Source organism: Streptomyces sp. SP18BB07 (genome assembly GCF_036322545.1).
Lineage (GTDB): Bacteria > Actinomycetota > Actinomycetes > Streptomycetales > Streptomycetaceae > Streptomyces > Streptomyces deccanensis.
The window spans coordinates 55,082-72,999 of the sequence record NZ_JAQYWT010000350.1; the positions used below are offsets into that span (position 1 = coordinate 55,082).

Annotated in this window: 11 protein-coding genes; 5 read left to right on the top strand and 6 right to left on the bottom strand. The window is 70.6% G+C overall.

Annotated elements, in window-relative coordinates; genetic code table 11:
- Positions 1 to 122: 122 nt before the first annotated feature.
- Both PUR53_RS35290 and PUR53_RS35295 read left to right on the top strand, forming a co-directional pair.
- Positions 123 to 1,856, top strand: a complete 1,734-nt coding sequence (locus PUR53_RS35290; RefSeq protein WP_329910919.1) for a PHP domain-containing protein — start codon at positions 123 to 125, stop codon at positions 1,854 to 1,856.
- Positions 1,857 to 1,858: 2 nt separating this feature from the next.
- A complete protein-coding gene (locus PUR53_RS35295) occupies positions 1,859 to 2,371 on the top strand; it encodes a hypothetical protein (protein WP_329895892.1) in 513 nt (170 codons plus the stop codon).
- Positions 2,372 to 2,441: 70 nt separating this feature from the next.
- Here the strand turns inward: PUR53_RS35295 and PUR53_RS35300 are convergent, their stop codons facing one another.
- From PUR53_RS35300 to PUR53_RS35325, 6 genes are all read right to left on the bottom strand, one after another.
- Complete coding sequence (locus PUR53_RS35300; RefSeq protein WP_329910920.1) at positions 2,442 to 5,342, bottom strand: glycoside hydrolase family 2 TIM barrel-domain containing protein; 2,901 nt, start codon at positions 5,340 to 5,342, stop codon at positions 2,442 to 2,444.
- Between the two features lie 19 nt (positions 5,343 to 5,361).
- A complete protein-coding gene (locus PUR53_RS35305) occupies positions 5,362 to 6,264 on the bottom strand; it encodes a carbohydrate ABC transporter permease (protein WP_329895894.1) in 903 nt (300 codons plus the stop codon).
- A complete protein-coding gene (locus PUR53_RS35310; protein WP_329895895.1) occupies positions 6,261 to 7,226 on the bottom strand; it encodes a carbohydrate ABC transporter permease in 966 nt (321 codons plus the stop codon). Before PUR53_RS35310 ends, PUR53_RS35305 begins: the two co-directional genes overlap by 4 nt.
- 23 nt (positions 7,227 to 7,249) lie before the next feature.
- Positions 7,250 to 8,509, bottom strand: a complete 1,260-nt coding sequence (locus tag PUR53_RS35315) for an ABC transporter substrate-binding protein (protein WP_329895896.1) — start codon at positions 8,507 to 8,509, stop codon at positions 7,250 to 7,252.
- A 248-nt stretch (positions 8,510 to 8,757) separates the two neighbouring features.
- The gene (locus PUR53_RS35320; protein WP_329895897.1) at positions 8,758 to 10,053 is read right to left on the bottom strand and encodes an ROK family transcriptional regulator; all 1,296 of its coding nucleotides are present in this window, start codon (positions 10,051 to 10,053) and stop codon (positions 8,758 to 8,760) included.
- A 122-nt stretch (positions 10,054 to 10,175) separates the two neighbouring features.
- Positions 10,176 to 11,423, bottom strand: coding sequence for a D-arabinono-1,4-lactone oxidase (locus PUR53_RS35325; RefSeq protein ID WP_329895898.1), 1,248 nt, complete (start codon positions 11,421 to 11,423; stop codon positions 10,176 to 10,178).
- A 168-nt stretch (positions 11,424 to 11,591) separates the two neighbouring features.
- Between PUR53_RS35325 and PUR53_RS35330 the strand changes: the two genes are divergently transcribed.
- The 3 genes from PUR53_RS35330 to PUR53_RS35340 all read left to right on the top strand — a co-directional run bounded on the left by PUR53_RS35330 (position 11,592) and on the right by PUR53_RS35340 (position 17,824).
- Entirely contained in the window at positions 11,592 to 12,599 is a 1,008-nt protein-coding gene (locus PUR53_RS35330; protein WP_329910921.1) for a hydroxyacid dehydrogenase, read from the top strand.
- 183 nt (positions 12,600 to 12,782) lie between these two features.
- Entirely contained in the window at positions 12,783 to 13,154 is a 372-nt protein-coding gene (locus tag PUR53_RS35335) for a hypothetical protein (RefSeq protein WP_319235017.1), read from the top strand.
- A 200-nt stretch (positions 13,155 to 13,354) separates the two neighbouring features.
- Complete coding sequence (locus tag PUR53_RS35340) at positions 13,355 to 17,824, top strand: discoidin domain-containing protein (RefSeq protein WP_329910923.1); 4,470 nt, start codon at positions 13,355 to 13,357, stop codon at positions 17,822 to 17,824.
- Positions 17,825 to 17,918 lie beyond the last annotated feature (94 nt).

Here is a 17,918-nt window from a genome sequence, read left to right on the forward strand (position 1 = left end):
TGGCACCCGGTGGCCATGCCTTGATCGTTCGACGTTCATGTGCCGCCTCGATCCTCCACAGGCGGCGTGGTCGCGTCGCGAAGGCAGCCGCCGAAGGCAGCGGCATCCGGGAGGCGTTTCACATGGGGCACGGGCACGGGCACGCGCACGGTCATCACCATCACCATCACGACCACGACCACGACCACGGTCATGACCACGGAGACGCGGCGGCCCCGCTCCCCGCGGCCTTCGACGCCGCCGTGCCCGACGAGGAGCTGAGCCCCGAGCAGCGGTCGCGCCGCTCCCTGCTGCGCCGCGCGGGCCTGCTGGGCGCGGGTCTGACCGCCGCGAGCGTCCTGGGTCAGGCGGCGGCGACCGCCCCGGCGTACGCGTCCTCCGGCGGGCGGCGCAGCGGCGGTTTCCTGTGGCTGGCCGGTGACCACCACATCCACACGCAGTACAGCAGCGACGGCAAGTACCGGGTCGTCGACCAGGTCCGCCAGGGGGCCAAGCACGGCATGGACTGGCTGGTCATCACCGACCACGGCAGCGCGACACACGCCAGGATCGGTGTGGAGAAGGTCAACCCGGACATCAAGTCGGCCCGTGCCGCGCACGAGGACACGCTCGTCTTCCAGGGCCTGGAATGGAACATCCCGGGCGCCGAGCACGGCACGGTCTTCGTCCACCCGGGCCGCAACGAGGTCTCCGTCCTCAAGCAGTTCGAGACGGACTACGACGGCAGCGTGAAGGGCGCCTCCGACTCCACGCCCGCCAACGAGGCCCTCGCGGTCGCCGGTCTGGCCTTCCTCGGCGACCAGGTCCGCCGCCGCAAGGTCAAGGACGCCCTGATGCTCGCCAACCACCCGGCACGGCGCGGCGTCGACTCCCCGCACGAGATCCGCGGCTGGCGCGACGCGACCGGCACCGGCCGTCAGATAGCCGTCGGTTTCGAGGGCGCCCCCGGCCACCAGGCGGCCGGCCTCCCCGCACCGCTCGGCATGGCCCGGGCCCGGGGCATCTACGACAACAACCCCAGCGCCAACTCCTTCGCGGGCTACCCCCTGGAGAGCTACCGCACCTGGGGCGGCTTCGACTGGATGACCGCCACGGTCGGCGGCCTCTGGGACAGCCTCCTCGCCGAGGGCAAGCCCTGGTGGATCACCGCCAACTCGGACTCCCACCAGGTGTACGCGGACACCGCCGTACGGGGCGGCCCGGACAGCGACTTCACCGCCAACGGCAAGCACACCGACCCCGTCTACGGCGGAAAGATCGACATCACCCAGGGCGACTACTGGCCCGGCCAGTACAGCCGTACGCACGTCGGCGCCGACGGCTTCTCCTACGCCGCCGTCATGGACGGCATCCGCGCCGGCCGGATCTGGGTCGACCACGGGCAGCTCCTCAGCGGCCTCGACGTCCGGGTCTCCGGCGGCAGTCGCTGGGCCACCCTCGGCGGCGCCCTGCACGTCAAGAAGGGCACCAAGGTCACCCTGACCGTGGATGTGGCCCTGGCCGGCGGCCCCAACTGGGCGGGATTCGTCCCCAAGTTGGCCCGCGTGGACGTCATCCGGGGCGATGTGACCGGCACACCCGCCGACAAGGACACCTTCACCGCGCCGACCGCCAAGGTCGTGAAGTCGTACGAGGTGAACAAGTCCACCGGCACGGTCCGGCTCACCTACGAGCTCGGCAAGGTCGACCGCCCGCTCTACGTCCGGCTGCGGGGCAGCGACGGCAACCGCTCGGCCGTCGGCGGGCTGGGCGCGGCCGTCGACCCGGCGGGCCCCGCGATCGACGTCGTCGGTGACGCCGACCCGTGGCGCGACCTGTGGTTCTACTCCAACCCGGTCTGGGTCCTGCCCTCGTGACCGTGACGACGCATGCCCTCACCGTGGCCGCGGAGGTCAGGGATCTGCGCGCCGCCGATCATCTGCTCCACACGCTGGCGGCCGAACTCGACCTCCCCGAGGGCACGTTCGGCTGCACCCACCTGATACGGGGGGACCGGCCACGGGTCGCCCTGTCCCTCGCGGTGCCGTCCCGGCCGCTCCTGAGCACCGTCCAGGAGCGGCTGGCGGCCCGTGCCCACGAGGTGGCGCCCGGCACCCCGGACGCCATGGGCCGTGCCGTCATCTACCCCGGCGTCACGGCCCTGACCGGCACCCTGACGATCGCGGACGTCCTCGACCGCTCCGCGATCACCCGGGTGAACGTCCTCGGCTCACCGGCCCGGCCCGCCCCGGACACCCCCTTGATGACCCAGGACCACGTACGCCCGCACTGGCACGACGGCGAACTGGTCCTCACCACCATGCCCGCCGTCGGCGGCACCCTCGTCCCGTTCGAGGTCCCGGAACCGACACCGTGCTGCGCCGACCACTGACCGCGCCGGGCACACACCCGAGTACGTCCGGTACGAGGGTGTGTGCCCGGCACTTACGTCCACCGACGTGCTACGAGCCCGTCGTCGAGAACACGAACGAGAACTCCGTGGGCTTCGCCGTCAGGTGGTACTGGGGCAGGGGGCCCGGGCCGCAGGACTGGGAGCCGATGCCCATCTGGTCGTGGTCGAGGGTGACCCAGACCGTGTCGCCCGCCTGAAGGTCCGTCAGGTGGGCAGCGGCGTCCAGCTGTTCGGTGGTCCAGCGGCGGGCCGTGAACGAGAACTCCGGGTCGCCGTCGATGCGCAGTCCGCCCAGCTCCGCCCACCGCACGTCGGGACGGGTGCCGTTCTCCTGCGGGCGGAGGTACGGGGTCTGCAGGTCGTCGACCGTGGAGTGGTGACGGGTCACCATGGAGGCCGACTTGGTGTCGGGGTAGCCCTCGCCGGGGCCACCGCCGTACCAGGTCACCGCGTCCGCCGACGACAGGCCGAAGCGGATGCCCAGCCTCGGGAGCGGGACGGTCCAGTGTCCGTCCGGGGTGACCGACACGGTCAGCTTCAGCCGGGTGTCGTCGGCGGTCCACCGGTAGGTCGTGCGCAGACCGACCTCCCGGGCGGCAGGCGCCACCCGCGTCCGCACGGTCAGCGCGTCAGCGCCCAACTCCACCCCGTCCAGGCGGTGTTGGACCCGATGCAGGCCGAGGTCCCGCCACAGCCTGCTGTAGCAGGTGTTGCCGTTCCAGGCGCCCTCGTCGTTGTCGGTGGTCGCCCGCCACACGTCCAGGCGCAGCCCGGTCACGTCGACGCCGCCGATGGTCTTCAGCGCGCCCGTGCGGACGTCGAAGGAGGCCGGGCCGAGATAGATCAGCCTCTCGCTCGCCGTGGGGCCGTCACCGGCGCCCGCGGTCGGCAACGGCCGCTCCACCGCAGGGAGTTGGGCCCACGCCACCTGGTGGTCCTTCTTGCCCCACGCAGTGTCCTCGGCCAGCAGCGCCCGTACGGTCCACAGCGCCTCGCCCGCCGGTCCGCCGGTCGGCGGCTGCGGCAGCTTCACCTCGGCCGACTCGCCGGGCCGCAGGGCGGGCACGGAGAGGGCCCCGGCCTCGATCGTCTTCCCGTCCACCTCGTACGCCCACTCGAAGGCCAACGAGGACAGGTCCTGGAAGTCGTACGCGTTGCGCACCCGGACCGTCCCCGCCGAGCCGTCGCCGTCGATACGGACCGGCTCGATGACCTTCTTGAACTCGATCAGACCGGGCGACGGCGTCCGGTCCGGGAAGACGAGGCCGTCGCAGACGAAGTTGCCGTCGTGCAGCTCCTCGCCGAAGTCGCCGCCGTAGGCGTAGCCCAGCGTCGGGTGCTTGACGCCGTGGTCGATCCACTCCCAGATGAATCCGCCCTGAAGGCGCTCGTGCGCCTCGAAGATCCGCTGGTAGTCGGCGATCCCGCCGGGGCCGTTGCCCATGGCGTGCCCGTACTCGCACTGGATGAAGGGCAGTTGACGCCGTTTGTGGGTGCCGCCGTCCAGGCGCTCGCCGATCCGCTCGACCTCGGCGTGGTCGGCGTACATCCGGGAGTAGACGTCGGTGTCCCGGCAGTCCCAGTCGCCCTCGTAGTGCACCAGGCGCGAGCTGTCGCGGCCGTGGATCCACTCGGCCATGGCGGTCAGGCCCCGGCCGGTGCCGGCCTCGTTGCCGAGGGACCACATGACCACCGAGGGGTGGTTCTTGTCGCGCTCGACCATCCGTGCCGCGCGGTCCAGGAGGGCAGGCGTCCAGCGGTCGTCGTCGACGGGGTTGTCCCGCCAGTTCTGCTCGGTGAAGCCATGGGTCTCCAGGTCGCACTCGTCGATCACCCAGAGGCCGTACTCGTCGCAGAGATCGAGGAAGGCGGGGTGCGGCGGATAGTGCGAGGTGCGCACGGCGTTGAGGTTGTGCCGCTTCATCAGCAGCACGTCCTCGCGCATGGTCTCCAGGTCGAGGGAGCGGCCCTTCTCGGGGTGCCACTCGTGCCGGTTGACGCCCTTGAAGAGGATCGCCTTCCCGTTGACCTTGAGCAGACCGTCCTCCAGGACGACCGTACGGAAACCGATCCGCAGCGGGACGCGCTCGCCCGCCGTGACCAGCTCACCGTCGTACAACCGGGGCGTCTCGGCGGTCCACGGCTCCACCGGGACGGTCACCGGCTCACCGGTCGCGACATCGATGTCGAGGGCGGGCACCAGGACCCGGCCGTCGACGTCGGAGTCGACACGCAGGGTTCCGATGCCGCCCACGTGGTCGTAGGAGGCGTGCACGAAGAAGTCGGCGGCGCTGCCCGCCGGGCGGTGCAGCAGGGTGACGTCCCGGAAGATACCGGGCAGCCACCACTGGTCCTGGTCCTCCAGATAGGAGCCCGCGGACCACTGGTGGACCCGGACGGCGAGGACGTTCCCCGCCGGCTTCAGCAGATGCCCGACCGCGAACTCGTGCGGCAGCCGGGAGCCCTTGAACTCACCGATGTCCGTGCCGTTCAGCCACACCCGGGCGCACGACTCCACACCGTCGAAGCGGAGCACGGCGCCACCGTCCGAGGACCACCCGTCCGGCAGGTCGAAGTACCGCAGATGGTCACCGGTCGGGTTCTCCGACGGCACCCTCGGCGGGTCCACCGGGAACGGGTACAGGTGGTTGGTGTAGATCGGGGCCCCGTAGGCCCCGTGGCCCTGCATCACCCAGTGACCCGGGACGGCCACCCGGCCCCAGCCCCCGGCGTCGTACCCCTCGGCGGCGAACGAGTCGTCCTCCGCGTCGGCGGTCGGCGACAGCCGGAAGCTCCAGACGCCGTTCAGCGACAGGGTCCGGGCGTCGGAGGACGCGTACCAGGCGCGGGGCGGAAGGACCCCGCGGCCCGGCGACACGTCCTCGACGTAGCCGACGGACGGGGTGGCGGCGCCGGTCGTGGCGGTGGTGCCGGTGGTGCGGAAAGACATCGGTCTCCTTGCTTGTTCCCTAGCCCTTGATGCCAGTCTGCGCGATGCCCTGCACCAGCCAGCGCTGGAGGAAGAGGAAGACGAACACCAGGGGCAGGATGGAGATGGCCGTGGCCATGAAGATCAGGTGGAAGTTGACGGTCTGGCCGGTCATGTAGTTGGAGAGCGCGACCTGGACGGTCCACGCGCTCGGGTCCTGGCCGATGACCAGGGGCCACAGGAAGGAGTTCCATCCGCTGATGAACGTGATCGTCGCCATCGCGGCGAAGAAGTTCAGCGAGTTGGGTACGACGACCCGCCAGTACGCGCCCATGTAACCGAGCCCGTCCACCCGCGCCGCCTCCTCCAGCTCCTTGGGGAACCCCAGGAAGTACTGCCGGAACAGGAAGCAGGTGAAACCACTGAACAGTCCCGGAATGATGAGACCCCGGTAGGTGTCGATCCAGCCGAGCGACGACACGAGCACGAAGCTGGGTACGAAGGTCACGGCGGTCGGGACCATCAGGGTGCCGAGAACCGCGTAGAAGACCTTGTTGGCGTGCTTGTAGGGGATGCGGGCCAGGCCGTAGCCGGCGAGCGAGCAGACCAGCAGCGTGCCCACGGTGTGCAGGATGCCGACGACCGCCGAGTTCCACAGCGAGCGCGCGAAGTCGACCGAGGGGTCGTCGAACGGCTCGCTGATGTTGCCCCACTGGATGTCGGTGGGGAACCACTTCCATTCCTCGCCCGTGATCTCCGGGTCCGTCATGAAGGCGTTGCGGACGATCAGATAGAAGGGGATGAGGAAGAGGAGCGCGGCGAAGCCGGTGGCGAGGTACAGCCCGGTCGAGCCGATCACGCTGCCGGAGCGGACGCGGCGCGGCTTGGCCGATATGTCGACCGGGTCCACCCGGTCCGCCGGAGGTGTCGTGGTGGTGGTCACTTGGACTCCTCACCCCTTCCGAAGCCCATGAACTTGCCCTGGAGCAGCGTCACGAGGCAGATCAGTACGGTGAGGATCAGCGCGCCCGCGCTGCCCGCGCCGTAGTCCTGGCTCTCACCGAGGGCCTTGTAGTAGAGCTCGACCAGCGGCGGTCGGCCCCAGGTGGTCTTGTTCAGCAGGTTGAAGAACTCGTCGAACGCCTGGTAGGCGGCCACGAGCAGCAGCAGGATCACGGCGGTGGAGGTCGCCCGCAGCTGCGGCAGGGTGATGTGCCAGAAGGTCTGCCAGCCGGGCTTCGCGCCGTCGATCGCGGCGGCCTCGTACATCTCCTGCGGGATGTTCTGCAGGGCCGCGATGAAGAGGATCATGTAGAAGCCGGCCTGCAGCCACAGACGCACGGTCAGGATGACCAGCCAGTACCACGGCGGGTCGGGGCTGGCGAGCCACGCGGTGTTGTCGACGCCGAACAGGCCCAGGAAGGTGTTCGCGAGACCGAAGCGGACACCGTTGAAGATGGACATCTTCCACACCAGCGAGGCGGCGACGTAGCTGACCGCCGTCGGCAGGAAGAACACCGAGCGGAAGAACGCCCGCATGAACCGCAGCCGGTTCACCATCAGCGCCAGACCCAGCGAGGTGCCCCAGGTCAGCGGCACGATGAAGACGGCGAAGATCGAGAAGGTGACGAGGGACCTGATGAAGTCCTCGTCGGTCAGCATCGTCACGTAGTTGTCGAGGCCGATGAATTCGCTCGGCGTGACCGTGAAGCGGGCCTCGAAGAACGACAGGTAGAGGCTCCACAGGATCGGCAGATAGACGAAGATCGCCAGGCCGATCAGGAACGGCCCGGTGAAGAGCCAGAAGTTGAAGGTGGGGGAGCCCCGCAGCCCCCGCCGCGGCTTGGCCGGGGAGGCCAGAGCCGGGGCGGGGCTGGAGACGCCGTCCTTGGTGATGGTCGACATGTCGTGAGTACCTGTCCGCCGGCCTAGCCGAAGAGCTTCTTCAGTTCCTTGTTGACCTTCGCGTCGGCCTTGGTGAGTTCCTTGTCCGGGTCGCCGCCCTTGCGCACGGAGTTGGCGAGGACGTCCTCCAGCGCGGTGATGCTCGCCTGGGTCCAGCCGATGTTGTCGAAGTGGCCGAACTCGTTGAAGAGCTTCACGCCCTCAGCGGGCAGGCCGGACTTCAGCTTGTCGGCGGACTCGGCGATCGACGTGCGCGGCGGGATGTGGAAGCCGTAGGAGAGCGCCCAGTCCTCCTGGTAGTCCTTCTGGTCGATCCACAGCCACTTCACGTATTCCTTGGTCTCGTCGACGTTCTTGCCCTTGGCGTTGACGAACATCGACCAGCCGCCGTTGTAGACGGACTGCTTGCCGGCACTGCCGACCTTCGGGAACGGGAAGATGCCGAGGTCGTCGCCGAGCGCCTCCTGCATCTGCGGCATGGCCCACATGCCGCACCACTGCATGGCGGTCAGGCCCTGGTTGAGCGCGGAGGGGTCCCAGAAGTCGGTCGGGGCGTCGAGCAGCAGGTCACCGCTGGTGAACAGCTTGCGCAGCTGCCTGAAGCCGTCGACCACCGCGTCCGTGTGGTAGGCGATCTGGTTCTTCTCGTCCAGGTGCTGCGCGCCGGCCGACCAGATCAGCGGGTTGACCATCGAGTGCAGGGTGTTGCCGAGGTAGGCGCCCTTGACCTTGCTGGTGGTCAGCTTGGCGGCGGCTTCGGCCAGCTCCTCCAGCGTCTGCGGGACCTCGACACCGGCCTTCTCGAACATCGACTTGCGGTAGAAGAAGAACTGCGGGTCGTCGATCATCCGGATGCCGTAGATCTTGCCGTCGACCGTGTGCGACTGGATGTCGGCCTGGTTGAAGTCGTCCTTGACCGGGTCTATCAGGTCGGTCAGGTCCGCGACCTGGCCGCTCTCGATCATCTGCAGCTGCGGGTGGAACTCGAAGCAGTCGGGGGCCTTGTCCGTGAGCAGCGAGGCGAACAGCTTGCTCTCGAAGTTGGAGCCGGTGATCCACTGCGTGGTGACGTTGGTTTCCTTGTAGGCCTTCGCGTACTTCTTGATGGCCTGCTCGGTGCCCGCCTCGCCGTACGCGTGGAAGTACTGCGTGAGGCCGGCGCCGCCACCGCTGCTCCGGCCGGTGTTGCCGCCGCACGCGGCCAGTCCGCCTGCGGCGGCCAGACCCAGCGCGGCGCGCAGTGCGGTGCGTCGGTCGAAGTTCCTGTTGCTCAATGCCGACATGCTGACGTCCTTGTCTCGAGTACGGCTGCGGCTCTGCGCCCATGGCTCGGCGGCTCAGTGCCTGTTGGCTCAGTGGCTCAAAGAGGCTTGCGGTGCGGGACGTTAACCTTCGGCTAAGGCTTCGGCAAGGGGTTGGACGAAGTCTGTTCGAAGCGTTGTATTCGGTTCGGTGATCCGAACGTCCGTGCGGCGCAAAGGGGTTGGCGTGGAGGAGAGGGCCGCCGGGTCAGGGTCCGGCGGCCCTCGGCTCAGGGGTGTTCGCGCAGGCTGTCGCGCTCTTCGGACCGCCCTCGGCGGCGTACGGCGGGCCTGCCGCGCACCGGGGCGGCGCGCGTTCCCGGCTTCTGTCCCACGGACTGCAGCGCCCCTTCGAGCGCGAACGTCGCCGCGCCCAGGCAGGCCGGATCCGAGGGGATCTGGGAGAGCACGATCTCGGTGGCGGCCATCGGACGCGGCAGCGCGTGCCGGGCGACGGCCTCGCGCACCTCCGTGACCAGGGGCTCGCCCAGGGCGGCCGCGACCCAGCTGCTGAGCACGACCACCTCGGGATTGAACAGATTGACCAGGTCGGCGATCCCGGCGCCCAGATATCGGGCGGTGTCCCGCACCACCTTGACCGCCACCGGGTCGTGCCGGGCCGCGCCCCGCGCGAGGGCCGCGATGGTGGCCGTCTGGTCCTCGGGATGCAGCAGGGTGCTGCGCGGGCTCAGCTCCCGGAGGTTCAGCATGATCCCCGGGGCGCCCACGTACGTCTCCACGCAGCCGTGGTTGCCGCAGTGGCACAGCCGGCCGTCCAGCACGATCGTCGTGTGGCCCCACTCGCCGGCGCTGTTGCTCACCCCCCGGTGCAGCCCGCCGTCCAGGACGAGCCCGGCGCCCACACCGGTCCCGAGGGTGATCACCGCGGCGTCCCCGCGCCCGCGGGCGGCACCGAACCACAGCTCGGCCACCGCGACCGCGCGCAGCGGATTGTCCAGGTACAGCGGGTAGGCGATGTGCTCGGTCAGCAGGTCGAGCAACGGCACGTCGTGCCAGTCCCAGTTGGGCGCGTACTCCGAGATACCGGTGGCGCGGTCGACCTGCCCCGGCACACTCACCCCGACGCCGAGCACCCGCGCGCCCTCGGTGCCGGCCTGCGCGACGACGGAGCCGACGGCGGCGGCGACGTGCCCCACCATCTGCTCGGGCAGGCTTTCACCCGGGCGGACGTTCTCCTCGGCGCGGGCCAAAACGTTCAGCGCCAGGTCGAACAGCTCGACGTGGACGTACGTCTCCGCGATGTCGACGCCGATCAACGCGCCCCCCGACGCGTTGACGGCCACCAGTCCACGGGGGCGGCCGCCCGCCGAGTCCTCGAACCCGACCTCGGTGATCATGCGGAGGTCGAGCAGCTCGCCGACGAGCGTGGCGACCGTGGCCAGGCTCAGCCCGGTGGCCGCCGCCAGCTCCTGCCGGGAGGTGGGAGACTTGGCGATGATCTGGCGCAGCACCTCGTAGCGGTTCGCGGTGCGGATGTCGCGTGAGGTGCGCTTCACCGACGACATGATGCCCTCGATCCCTCCAGGCCGTGACGAGGCCTGTTGCCCCGGCGCGGTCGCCAAGGCTATGGCGCGGAGGGGCTTTCTACAAGGGGTTAGGAAAGGGGCTTTACGAAGTCCCCGACGCCTCAGCCGCCGAGCACCTGCCGTACGAAGGTGTTGCGGAACTTGCCCGCCGGGTCCAGGACTTCGGCCAGCGCCCGGAAATCACCCAGCCGGGGGTAGAGCGCCCCCAGGTCCGCCGCCGCGACCGTGAAGACCTTGCCCCAGTGCGGCCGGGCCTCGTACGGCGCCAGCACCTCCTCGACCCGCCGGACCACCGGCAGCACGGGCGCCGGGTCCGCGATCCAGGTGAAGTGGAGCGCGACCGTGTCCCGGCCGTGGGCGGGGCTCAGCCACTGCTCGTCGGCGGCGACCGTACGGACCTCACAGACCTGGAGCACCGGCGCGACGACATGCCGGACCCCGTCCAGGGCGTGCAGCGCCTCCAGGGCGGACGAGCGCGGCAGCAGATACTCCGACTGCAACTCGTCCCCGCTGCTCGGCGTGAACTCTGCCCGGAAGTGCGGCAGCCGCTCGTGCCAGGGACCGGGCACCCCGAACTGCTCGGTGCAGTTCACCGCGGGCATCCCCGGCACCGGATGCATCGCCTCGGTCGCGGGCGCCGCCCACGGGAAGTCCGCCTCGGCCCGGTCCACGCGCCGCTTGACCCACACCTGGTCGAAGCCGGAGTGCCGCCAGCGGGTGAAGAGGCTCACGCTGTACGCCGCCGCCGACACCGCGTCGAAGTCCAGCCCCGCCAGGGGGAGTTCACCGTAGACCCGCTGGCCGACCTCGAAGGCCGGCTCCAGGTCGAGGGTGAGCGCGGTGACCACGCCCAGCGCGCCGAGCGAGGTCACCGCCCCGCCGAAACGGTCGTCGCCACGCGAGATCGTCAGCGTCGTCCCGTCCGCCGTGACCAGTTCGACCTCGCGCACCGCCGCCGCGAGCGGACCGTTGCCGTCGCCCGAGCCGTGCGTACCGGTGGCCACCGAGCCCGCGACGGAGATGTGCGGCAACGAGGCCATGTTGTGCAGGGCGAGGCCGTGGGCGTGCACCGCGCGGGCCAGCTCCGCGTACCGGACACCGCCCCCGACCCGCACCGTACGGGCCGCCGTGTCCACCTCGATCTCCGGGGCCAGCCCGGTCAGGGACAGCAGCACACCCTCGGGGCCCGGCTCGGCGATCTCGTTGAACGAGTGGCCGCTGCCCAGCACCCGCACCCGCTCGCTGCCCGCGACCAGGGTCCGCAGCGCGTCGACGGAGTCCGGCCGGTGCAGCTCCCCGGCGGTGTACGTGATGTTCCCGGCCCAGTTGGTGATGGTCTCGGTCGTCATGCCTGGTGCCCTCCGCTGGCCGTAGCTGTGAAGGGCCATCCTCTCCGCCCGCTGCGCCAGCCGGTTCATTGACCTCCCCACGAGCGCCTGCCTACCGTAGATACCGCTTACTGTCCCCCCTGCCTCGCCCTTGTCTCCCTTGCTCCCGCCTAGCCGGAAGGTCCCTCCTTGCCCGAGCGTCCGCTCGCCCTGTTCGCCATGACCGCCGAGAACGTTCCGCGGGTCTTCCCGCCGGAGGTGCTGGCCCGTCTGCGGGAGACCCTGGACATCGACCCCGCCCTGATCGCGGAGGACTTCGCCGATCCCGAGGTCCGGGCGGCGCTGGCGAACGTCGAGGTGCTGGTCACCGGCTGGGGCTGCCCCCGCGTCGACGAGGCGGTCCTCGACGCGGCCCCCCGGCTGCGGGCGCTGCTGCACTCGGCGGGCTCGGTGAAGGGCTTCGTCACCCCGGCCGTCTGGGAACGCGGCATCACCGTCTCCACGGCGGCCGCCGCCAACGCCCTGCCCGTCGCCGAGTACACGCTCGCCATGATCCTGCTCGCCGGCAAGGACATCCTCGGCCGCCGCGAACGCCTGCGCGCGGAGCGCGTCTCGCCGGGCTGGGGGTTCGTCCCCGGCATCGGCAACCACGGCCGCCGCGTCGGCGTCATCGGCGCCTCCCGCATCGGCCGCCGCGTCATCGAACTGCTGCGCCCCTTCGACCTGCGGGTGAGCCTCACCGACCCCTACGTCGACGAGGCCGGGGCCGCCGCCCTCGGCGTCCCCCTGCTCCCGCTCGACGAGCTGCTGCGCACCTCGGACATCGTCACCGTGCACGCCCCCGACACCCCCGAGACACACCGCCTCATCGACCGCCGCGCCCTCTCCCTCATGCCCGACGGGGCCGCCCTGATCAACACCGCGCGCGGCGCCCTCGTCGACCACGACGCCCTCGTCGAGGAGCTGCGCGCAGGGCGTCTCTCGGCGATCCTCGACGTCACCGACCCCGAGCCGCTGCCCGCCGACTCCCCCCTCCTCGACCTCCCGAACGCCTTCGTCACCCCCCACCTCGCCGGCTCCCAGGGCAACGAGGTCGCCCGCCTCGGCCTCGCGGTCACGGAGGAGGCCGAACGGCTGGCCACCGGGGAGGAGTTGGCGTACGCACTCGACCGGGGGGCGCTGGAGCGGATGGCGTGAGCGTGTGGCCGGGGGCGCGCGGCGGTCGGTGGGTGGCGGCCGGCGGGGTGGCGGCCTGCTGGTGGTCACGGACGCTTCCACCAGCGGGTTTCGACCCTGGTCGAAAGGGGGTGCGACCGCGCCTCGCCAGTCGGCAGGCTTCGGTGCGGGACACGCACGTGCTGACAGGAGAGGAACACGCACATGAGGTTTCGATGGCTGGTCGCCACCGCCGGCCTGGCCGCCGCGCTCGGCACCACCCTCGCGGCGCCGTCCGCGTCCGCCGCGTCCGCCTGCTGGCGGCACGAGGACGGCATCAGGTGGTGGTGCAACAACGTCGCCGGCGCCCCGGTGTACGGCTCGGTGGGCAACAACCCGCTGTACCCGAACCCCAACCAGGTCGTCGGGACCATGAACACCAATCCGAGCTGGTTCTTCTGCAAGATGGACAACCAGGCCTGGGTGGGCGGGCCGCACCCGACCCGCTGGATCAAGACCGTCGCCGACAACGGCAAGGGCGGCTGGATGAAGGACACCGCCATCTACAGCGAGACGGACCCGCTGCGCGACTGCTGACCGGGCGGACACGCACCTGAGTCGGGTGAGTCGCGGAAAACAGACAACGGTTGTCGGCGTGATCACGCCGACAACCGTTGTCTGTTTTCCAGGGTGATCGAAAGTCTTTCTTCCGCACGACATCTTGTCGACCTCGACCGGAGCCCCCTACCTTCCGCAGAGAACGTTTACTGTCGTGTGCCCGGCCGGGAGGACTCCGCATGCCCATCTCCAGAAGATCCGTCCTGACCACGGCCGCGGCGGGCACGGGCACCCTCGCCCTCTCCGGCGGCTGGTCCCCGGCGGTCGCCGCCGAGGACGCGGCCGGCCGGCAGGCCGACGCGACGGCGGGCGGCGCCGGACGGCTGGACCTCGTCGACTTCGGCGACCCCGACTCCGAGGCGGCGCACGACTTCCACGGCCCGGACACCGAGGTCGTCGACGGCCACGCGGGGGACCGGGCACGGGTCGCGAGGCCCCTCGTCGCCCCCGGCATCAAGGGCGGCGACCTCCGCTTCACCGTCGCCGTCGACCCGGTCCACCAGAACCACCTCACCGTGAAGTTCTGGGGCGGCGACACCTCCACGTACAAGACGATCGCGTACATCAACGGCGAGCAGATCGGCTACCGCCGCTCCGGCGACTACGAGGCCCTGAACACCGGCACCAACCGGCCCCTGCCCGGCCGCTTCTTCTACGCGACGATCATGCTGCCGCTGGAGCACACCCGGGGCCGTACCCGGGCCGAGATCACCCTGCGCACCTACGACAGCGCGTTCTCCGGCAAGGTCACCGCGAACTCCCGCGGCTACTACCGCGCCTACACCCACACCGGCAGCCGGCTCGACCTCGGCGACGACCCCCGGACCGAGTTCACCCCGCCCACCGCCACGGTCGCCGCCCTCGACGACACGGCGAAGCAGGCGCTCGTCGACGGCTATGTCGCCGATCAGGTCAAGCTCTTCAACTCCCTTTCGGCAAAGGTGGATTCGGCCGCGACCGGCAAGCTGTCCATCGTCCGGTACGTCGAGGAACTGTTCTTCTACGCGGGCGCGCTGGCCCGTGCCTCCTGGTGTCCGGCGAAGACCCCGGCCGAGAAGAAGGCGGCGCTGCTGAGGGTCTTCAAGTGCGTGGACAACCACACCAAGGACTACTACGCAAACACCAAGCTCCTGGCCTGGGGCGGGCACCAGGGCGACTGGGGCGGCTACTACGGGGCCCTCGGCCAGGCGCTGTACCTGGTCGAGAACGTCATCGCCGACAACGATGTCCACGGTCGTGCGGCCTTCGAGGACTTCCTCGACGAGCCGTTCGTCACCGGCACCGAGGAAGGGCCCACCTCCCTCGCGGGCGTCGCCTGGGACGGCGGCCCCCTCACCCGCCGCGCCGCCTGGGAACGCGTCCTGAAGGCCAACTTCGACTACGCCCGCTCCCGGCTCTCCTACATCTACAACCAGGTGATGTACACGTACGAGGGCGCCTGGGAGGCCCACGAAGGCCTGCGGGTGATCGGGTCCTCGTACTACGAGGGCCGGGCACGCAGCCACCGCATCGTCGGCGAGGCCCTCGGCTGGGAGCCCTTCCTCGGCGAGGAGGTGCTGGTCGGACCGGACGGTCAGGACCTCGACCTCTTCCACTCCCTCTTCCAGCACGACACCACGGCCCGCTGGACCGACGACTACCTCGACTACGTCATCAAGGGCCTGGCCCGCTCCAAGCTCGACAAGGACGGCAACGTCGTACGCCGCCTCCCGCTCGGCACCCACTACACGACCATGACCGAGGCCGGCCACACCCGCGAGAACGGCTACGTCGCCAACTACGGCGAGGCCACCAACTACCTCCCCGAGTGGTTCCACCGCACCCGGGGACACGAGGGCGACGAGGAACTCAACGACAAAATACTGGAGTTGGCGCTCCGTAACCTGCACGCCCGCTCGCACGCCCGCATGACCGACCTCGACGACGACCTCAAGCGCACCATGCGCATGGAGATGGTCGTCGACGAGCGCAACACCAACTTTCCCGGTTTCCCCGGCTACGTCCTGCGCATCTCCGAGGGCAAGCTCCTCCACTACGTCTCCCTCGCCCATCACATGGCCGAGCACCCCGAGCGGTACGCGGGCGAGCAGTGGAGCCGCACCCGCCGGTACGCCCGGGAGGCGGTGGGCTTCGCCCAGCAGCAGATCGCCGACCACCAGTACTTCGCCAACTTCTCCGCCGTGCGGTCGAAGAACAAGTACGACCTCGAACTCGGCGAGACCTGGGGCTGGTTGAAGGCCCAGGAACCGACCGGCATCGTTCACCCGCACACCGACTTCGCGTACTACACCCCCGCCGAACTCACCGCGCTCGCGGTGCGCACCGCCGACTACGAGCGGTTCGCCTGGGTGGACGTGGACTGCATGTTCGTCTCCCTGCGCGACGGCGACACACATCTGTGGGGCCACCTCAACGAACGCCAGCGCGGCTTCGCCCGCAACGGCCGCCTGCACGTCCGCCACCCCGACCGCGACCACATCGTCCAGCTCCACACCGAGGGGCTCTTCCGGTACGAGGACTACTGGGCCCGCATGGACAACATCGACGTCGACTTCATGGAGGACCAACAGACGGGCGACTCCGCCGCCCTCCAGGCCCTCGCCGGCGAGATCGCCCCCCTCACCTTCCAGCCCGGCGTGGGGACGGTCCACCGCGAGAACTTCGAGGCCGACCACGCCTACTCGGGCTACCCCGACCTCCTCACCGCCCGCTACGGCCGCTACCTCTTCGTCCTCAACACGACGCGGAAGGCGTACGGGAACGAGCACACGTACCGGGTGGAGGTGCCGGGCGCGGGCGCGAGCGTCCTCGACCTGGTGAGCGGCCAGGAGCTGCCGGTGCGCGGCGGCCGGGTGAGCGTGCCGCCCAGGACGGGACTCGTACTGCGCCTGGAGTCGGAGGACATCGCCGAACTCCCGCCCTCCCACGTCGACTTCGTCCACACCCTGCCCGGCGATGCCTCCGTCCTGGTCACCTGGCAGACCACGGCGGGCGCCACGCACTACGAGGTACGCCGGGCGACCCGACGCCGGGGCCCGTACGAGCTGATCGGCACCGGGACGAAGGGCCGTCACCTCGTCGACAAGTCCGTACGACCGGGCGAGACCTACTTCTACACGGTCACGGCGGTGAACCCGGCGGGCCGCGGCCTGCCGTCGCACGCGATCGAGACGGAGCTGGAGCGGCCCGCCTCGCCCGGGGTGCGCCGGACCGGCTGGCGCGACGACGCCCTCCACCACGCCCGGAAGGGCAGCGCGATCGTGCGCGGCTCGACCGTCCGCGTCCTCGGCGCCCACGGCGACGGCCTCGGCGAGGGCGACGACTACCGGGTGCTGTCCCGCGACATCGAGGACGCACTGCACTTCGTGAACCGCCCGGTGGTGGGTAGCTTCACGCTCACGGCCCGGGTGGACGGCGCCCGGGGCCCCGCGACCGGTCTGATGCTCCGCGACCGGCTCACCGCCGACACCCGGCACGTGTACTTCGGCGCGGACGCCGACGGACGGCTCGTCCTGCACGACCGCACCCGCGACAGCCGCCACGACTGGCAGGACGACCTCCGCTCCCCGATCACCCGACGCCTCCCCGGCCGCCCCCTGGCCGCCACCCCGTACCTCCGGCTCGTCCGCGACCTCACCACCCACCGCGTGCACGCCCAGGTGTCCGGGGACGGCCGTACCTGGGTGACGGTCGGATCCCTGTTCTGCCCCTTCCCGTACGCGGTGCACGCGGGGGTCGTGGCCACGGGCGACGCGGCCTTCGCGGAGGTCGAGGTCGACGGCCTCGGGGACGCCCCGCTGCTGGTCGCCCTGGAGCGGGACGGCGACACCGTCACCGCCCGCTGGAGCAAGCCGGAGGACGCGCTCACGTTCACGCTGGAGCGTTCCGTGGACGGCGACACCTGGGACGCACTCGTGAAGGACACCCGGTCCCTCGCCCACGACGACAAGGGGCTTCGGCACGGCAGGCGCCACTACCGGGTCACGGCGGCCCTGGTGGGCGGCGGCAGCCGGGTCTCCGCGCCCGCCGTGGCCGTCGCCGAGACCTTCGCGGACGTCCTCGCGCGGGCGCGGGCGACCGACGGGGCCGGGTGGACGAAGAAGAGCCACGCGGCCTTCACCGCGGAGCTCGACCGGGTGGAGGGGGACACCGGGAAGGACGAGGACACCCGGATCGACGCGGTGTACGCGGCGTACGAGCTGCTCGTCTCCCGGGAGACGCTGCTGCGGCGCACCGAGGTCACCGCGTCGATGGTGAAGGCCTCGACCATCGCCTGGCCCGGCACCGGGACGCAGGCCGGCAACGGCTGGCGGGCCTTCGACGGCGACACCGCCACGTACACGGACACCCTCGCGGCCGACAGCTGGATCGACATCGACGCGGGCGGGACCCTGCGGATCGACAGACTCCGTGTCCTGCCGCGTGCCGGGTTCGCGGCACGGGCGACCGGCACGGTGCTGCGCGGCTCCACGGACGGCGGGGCGACCTGGACCGACCTGCACACGATCGGGGCGACGACCGACGGTGCGTGGTACGAGGCGACCCTCCCGACCACGGCGACGTACCCGCTGCTCCGCCTCCACGACACGCACAACGGGCGGTGCAATCTGACCGAGGTGGAGTTCTGGTACTACGCGGCGGAGGAGTGAGTCCGGGGGACGGGTGGTCGGGTGCGGGTCCGGTGGGGGCTGGTCGCGCAGTTCCCCGCGCCCCTTAAGGGCCTACGGCCCTTTCGGGCCGAAA

What these genes read in the sequence shown, in the direction of transcription:
- PUR53_RS35320 (WP_329895897.1), bottom strand. Translation starts at nt 10,053, where the DNA reads ATGTCGTCGGTGAAGCGCACCTCACGCGACATCCGCACCGCGAACCGC.
- PUR53_RS35310 (WP_329895895.1), bottom strand. Translation starts at nt 7,226, where the DNA reads ATGTCGACCATCACCAAGGACGGCGTCTCCAGCCCCGCCCCGGCTCTG.
- PUR53_RS35335 (WP_319235017.1), top strand. Translation starts at nt 12,783, where the DNA reads ATGAGGTTTCGATGGCTGGTCGCCACCGCCGGCCTGGCCGCCGCGCTC.
- PUR53_RS35325 (WP_329895898.1), bottom strand. Translation starts at nt 11,423, where the DNA reads ATGACGACCGAGACCATCACCAACTGGGCCGGGAACATCACGTACACC.
- PUR53_RS35315 (WP_329895896.1), bottom strand. Translation starts at nt 8,509, where the DNA reads ATGTCGGCATTGAGCAACAGGAACTTCGACCGACGCACCGCACTGCGC.
- PUR53_RS35340 (WP_329910923.1), top strand. Translation starts at nt 13,355, where the DNA reads ATGCCCATCTCCAGAAGATCCGTCCTGACCACGGCCGCGGCGGGCACG.
- PUR53_RS35300 (WP_329910920.1), bottom strand. Translation starts at nt 5,342, where the DNA reads ATGTCTTTCCGCACCACCGGCACCACCGCCACGACCGGCGCCGCCACC.
- PUR53_RS35290 (WP_329910919.1), top strand. Translation starts at nt 123, where the DNA reads ATGGGGCACGGGCACGGGCACGCGCACGGTCATCACCATCACCATCAC.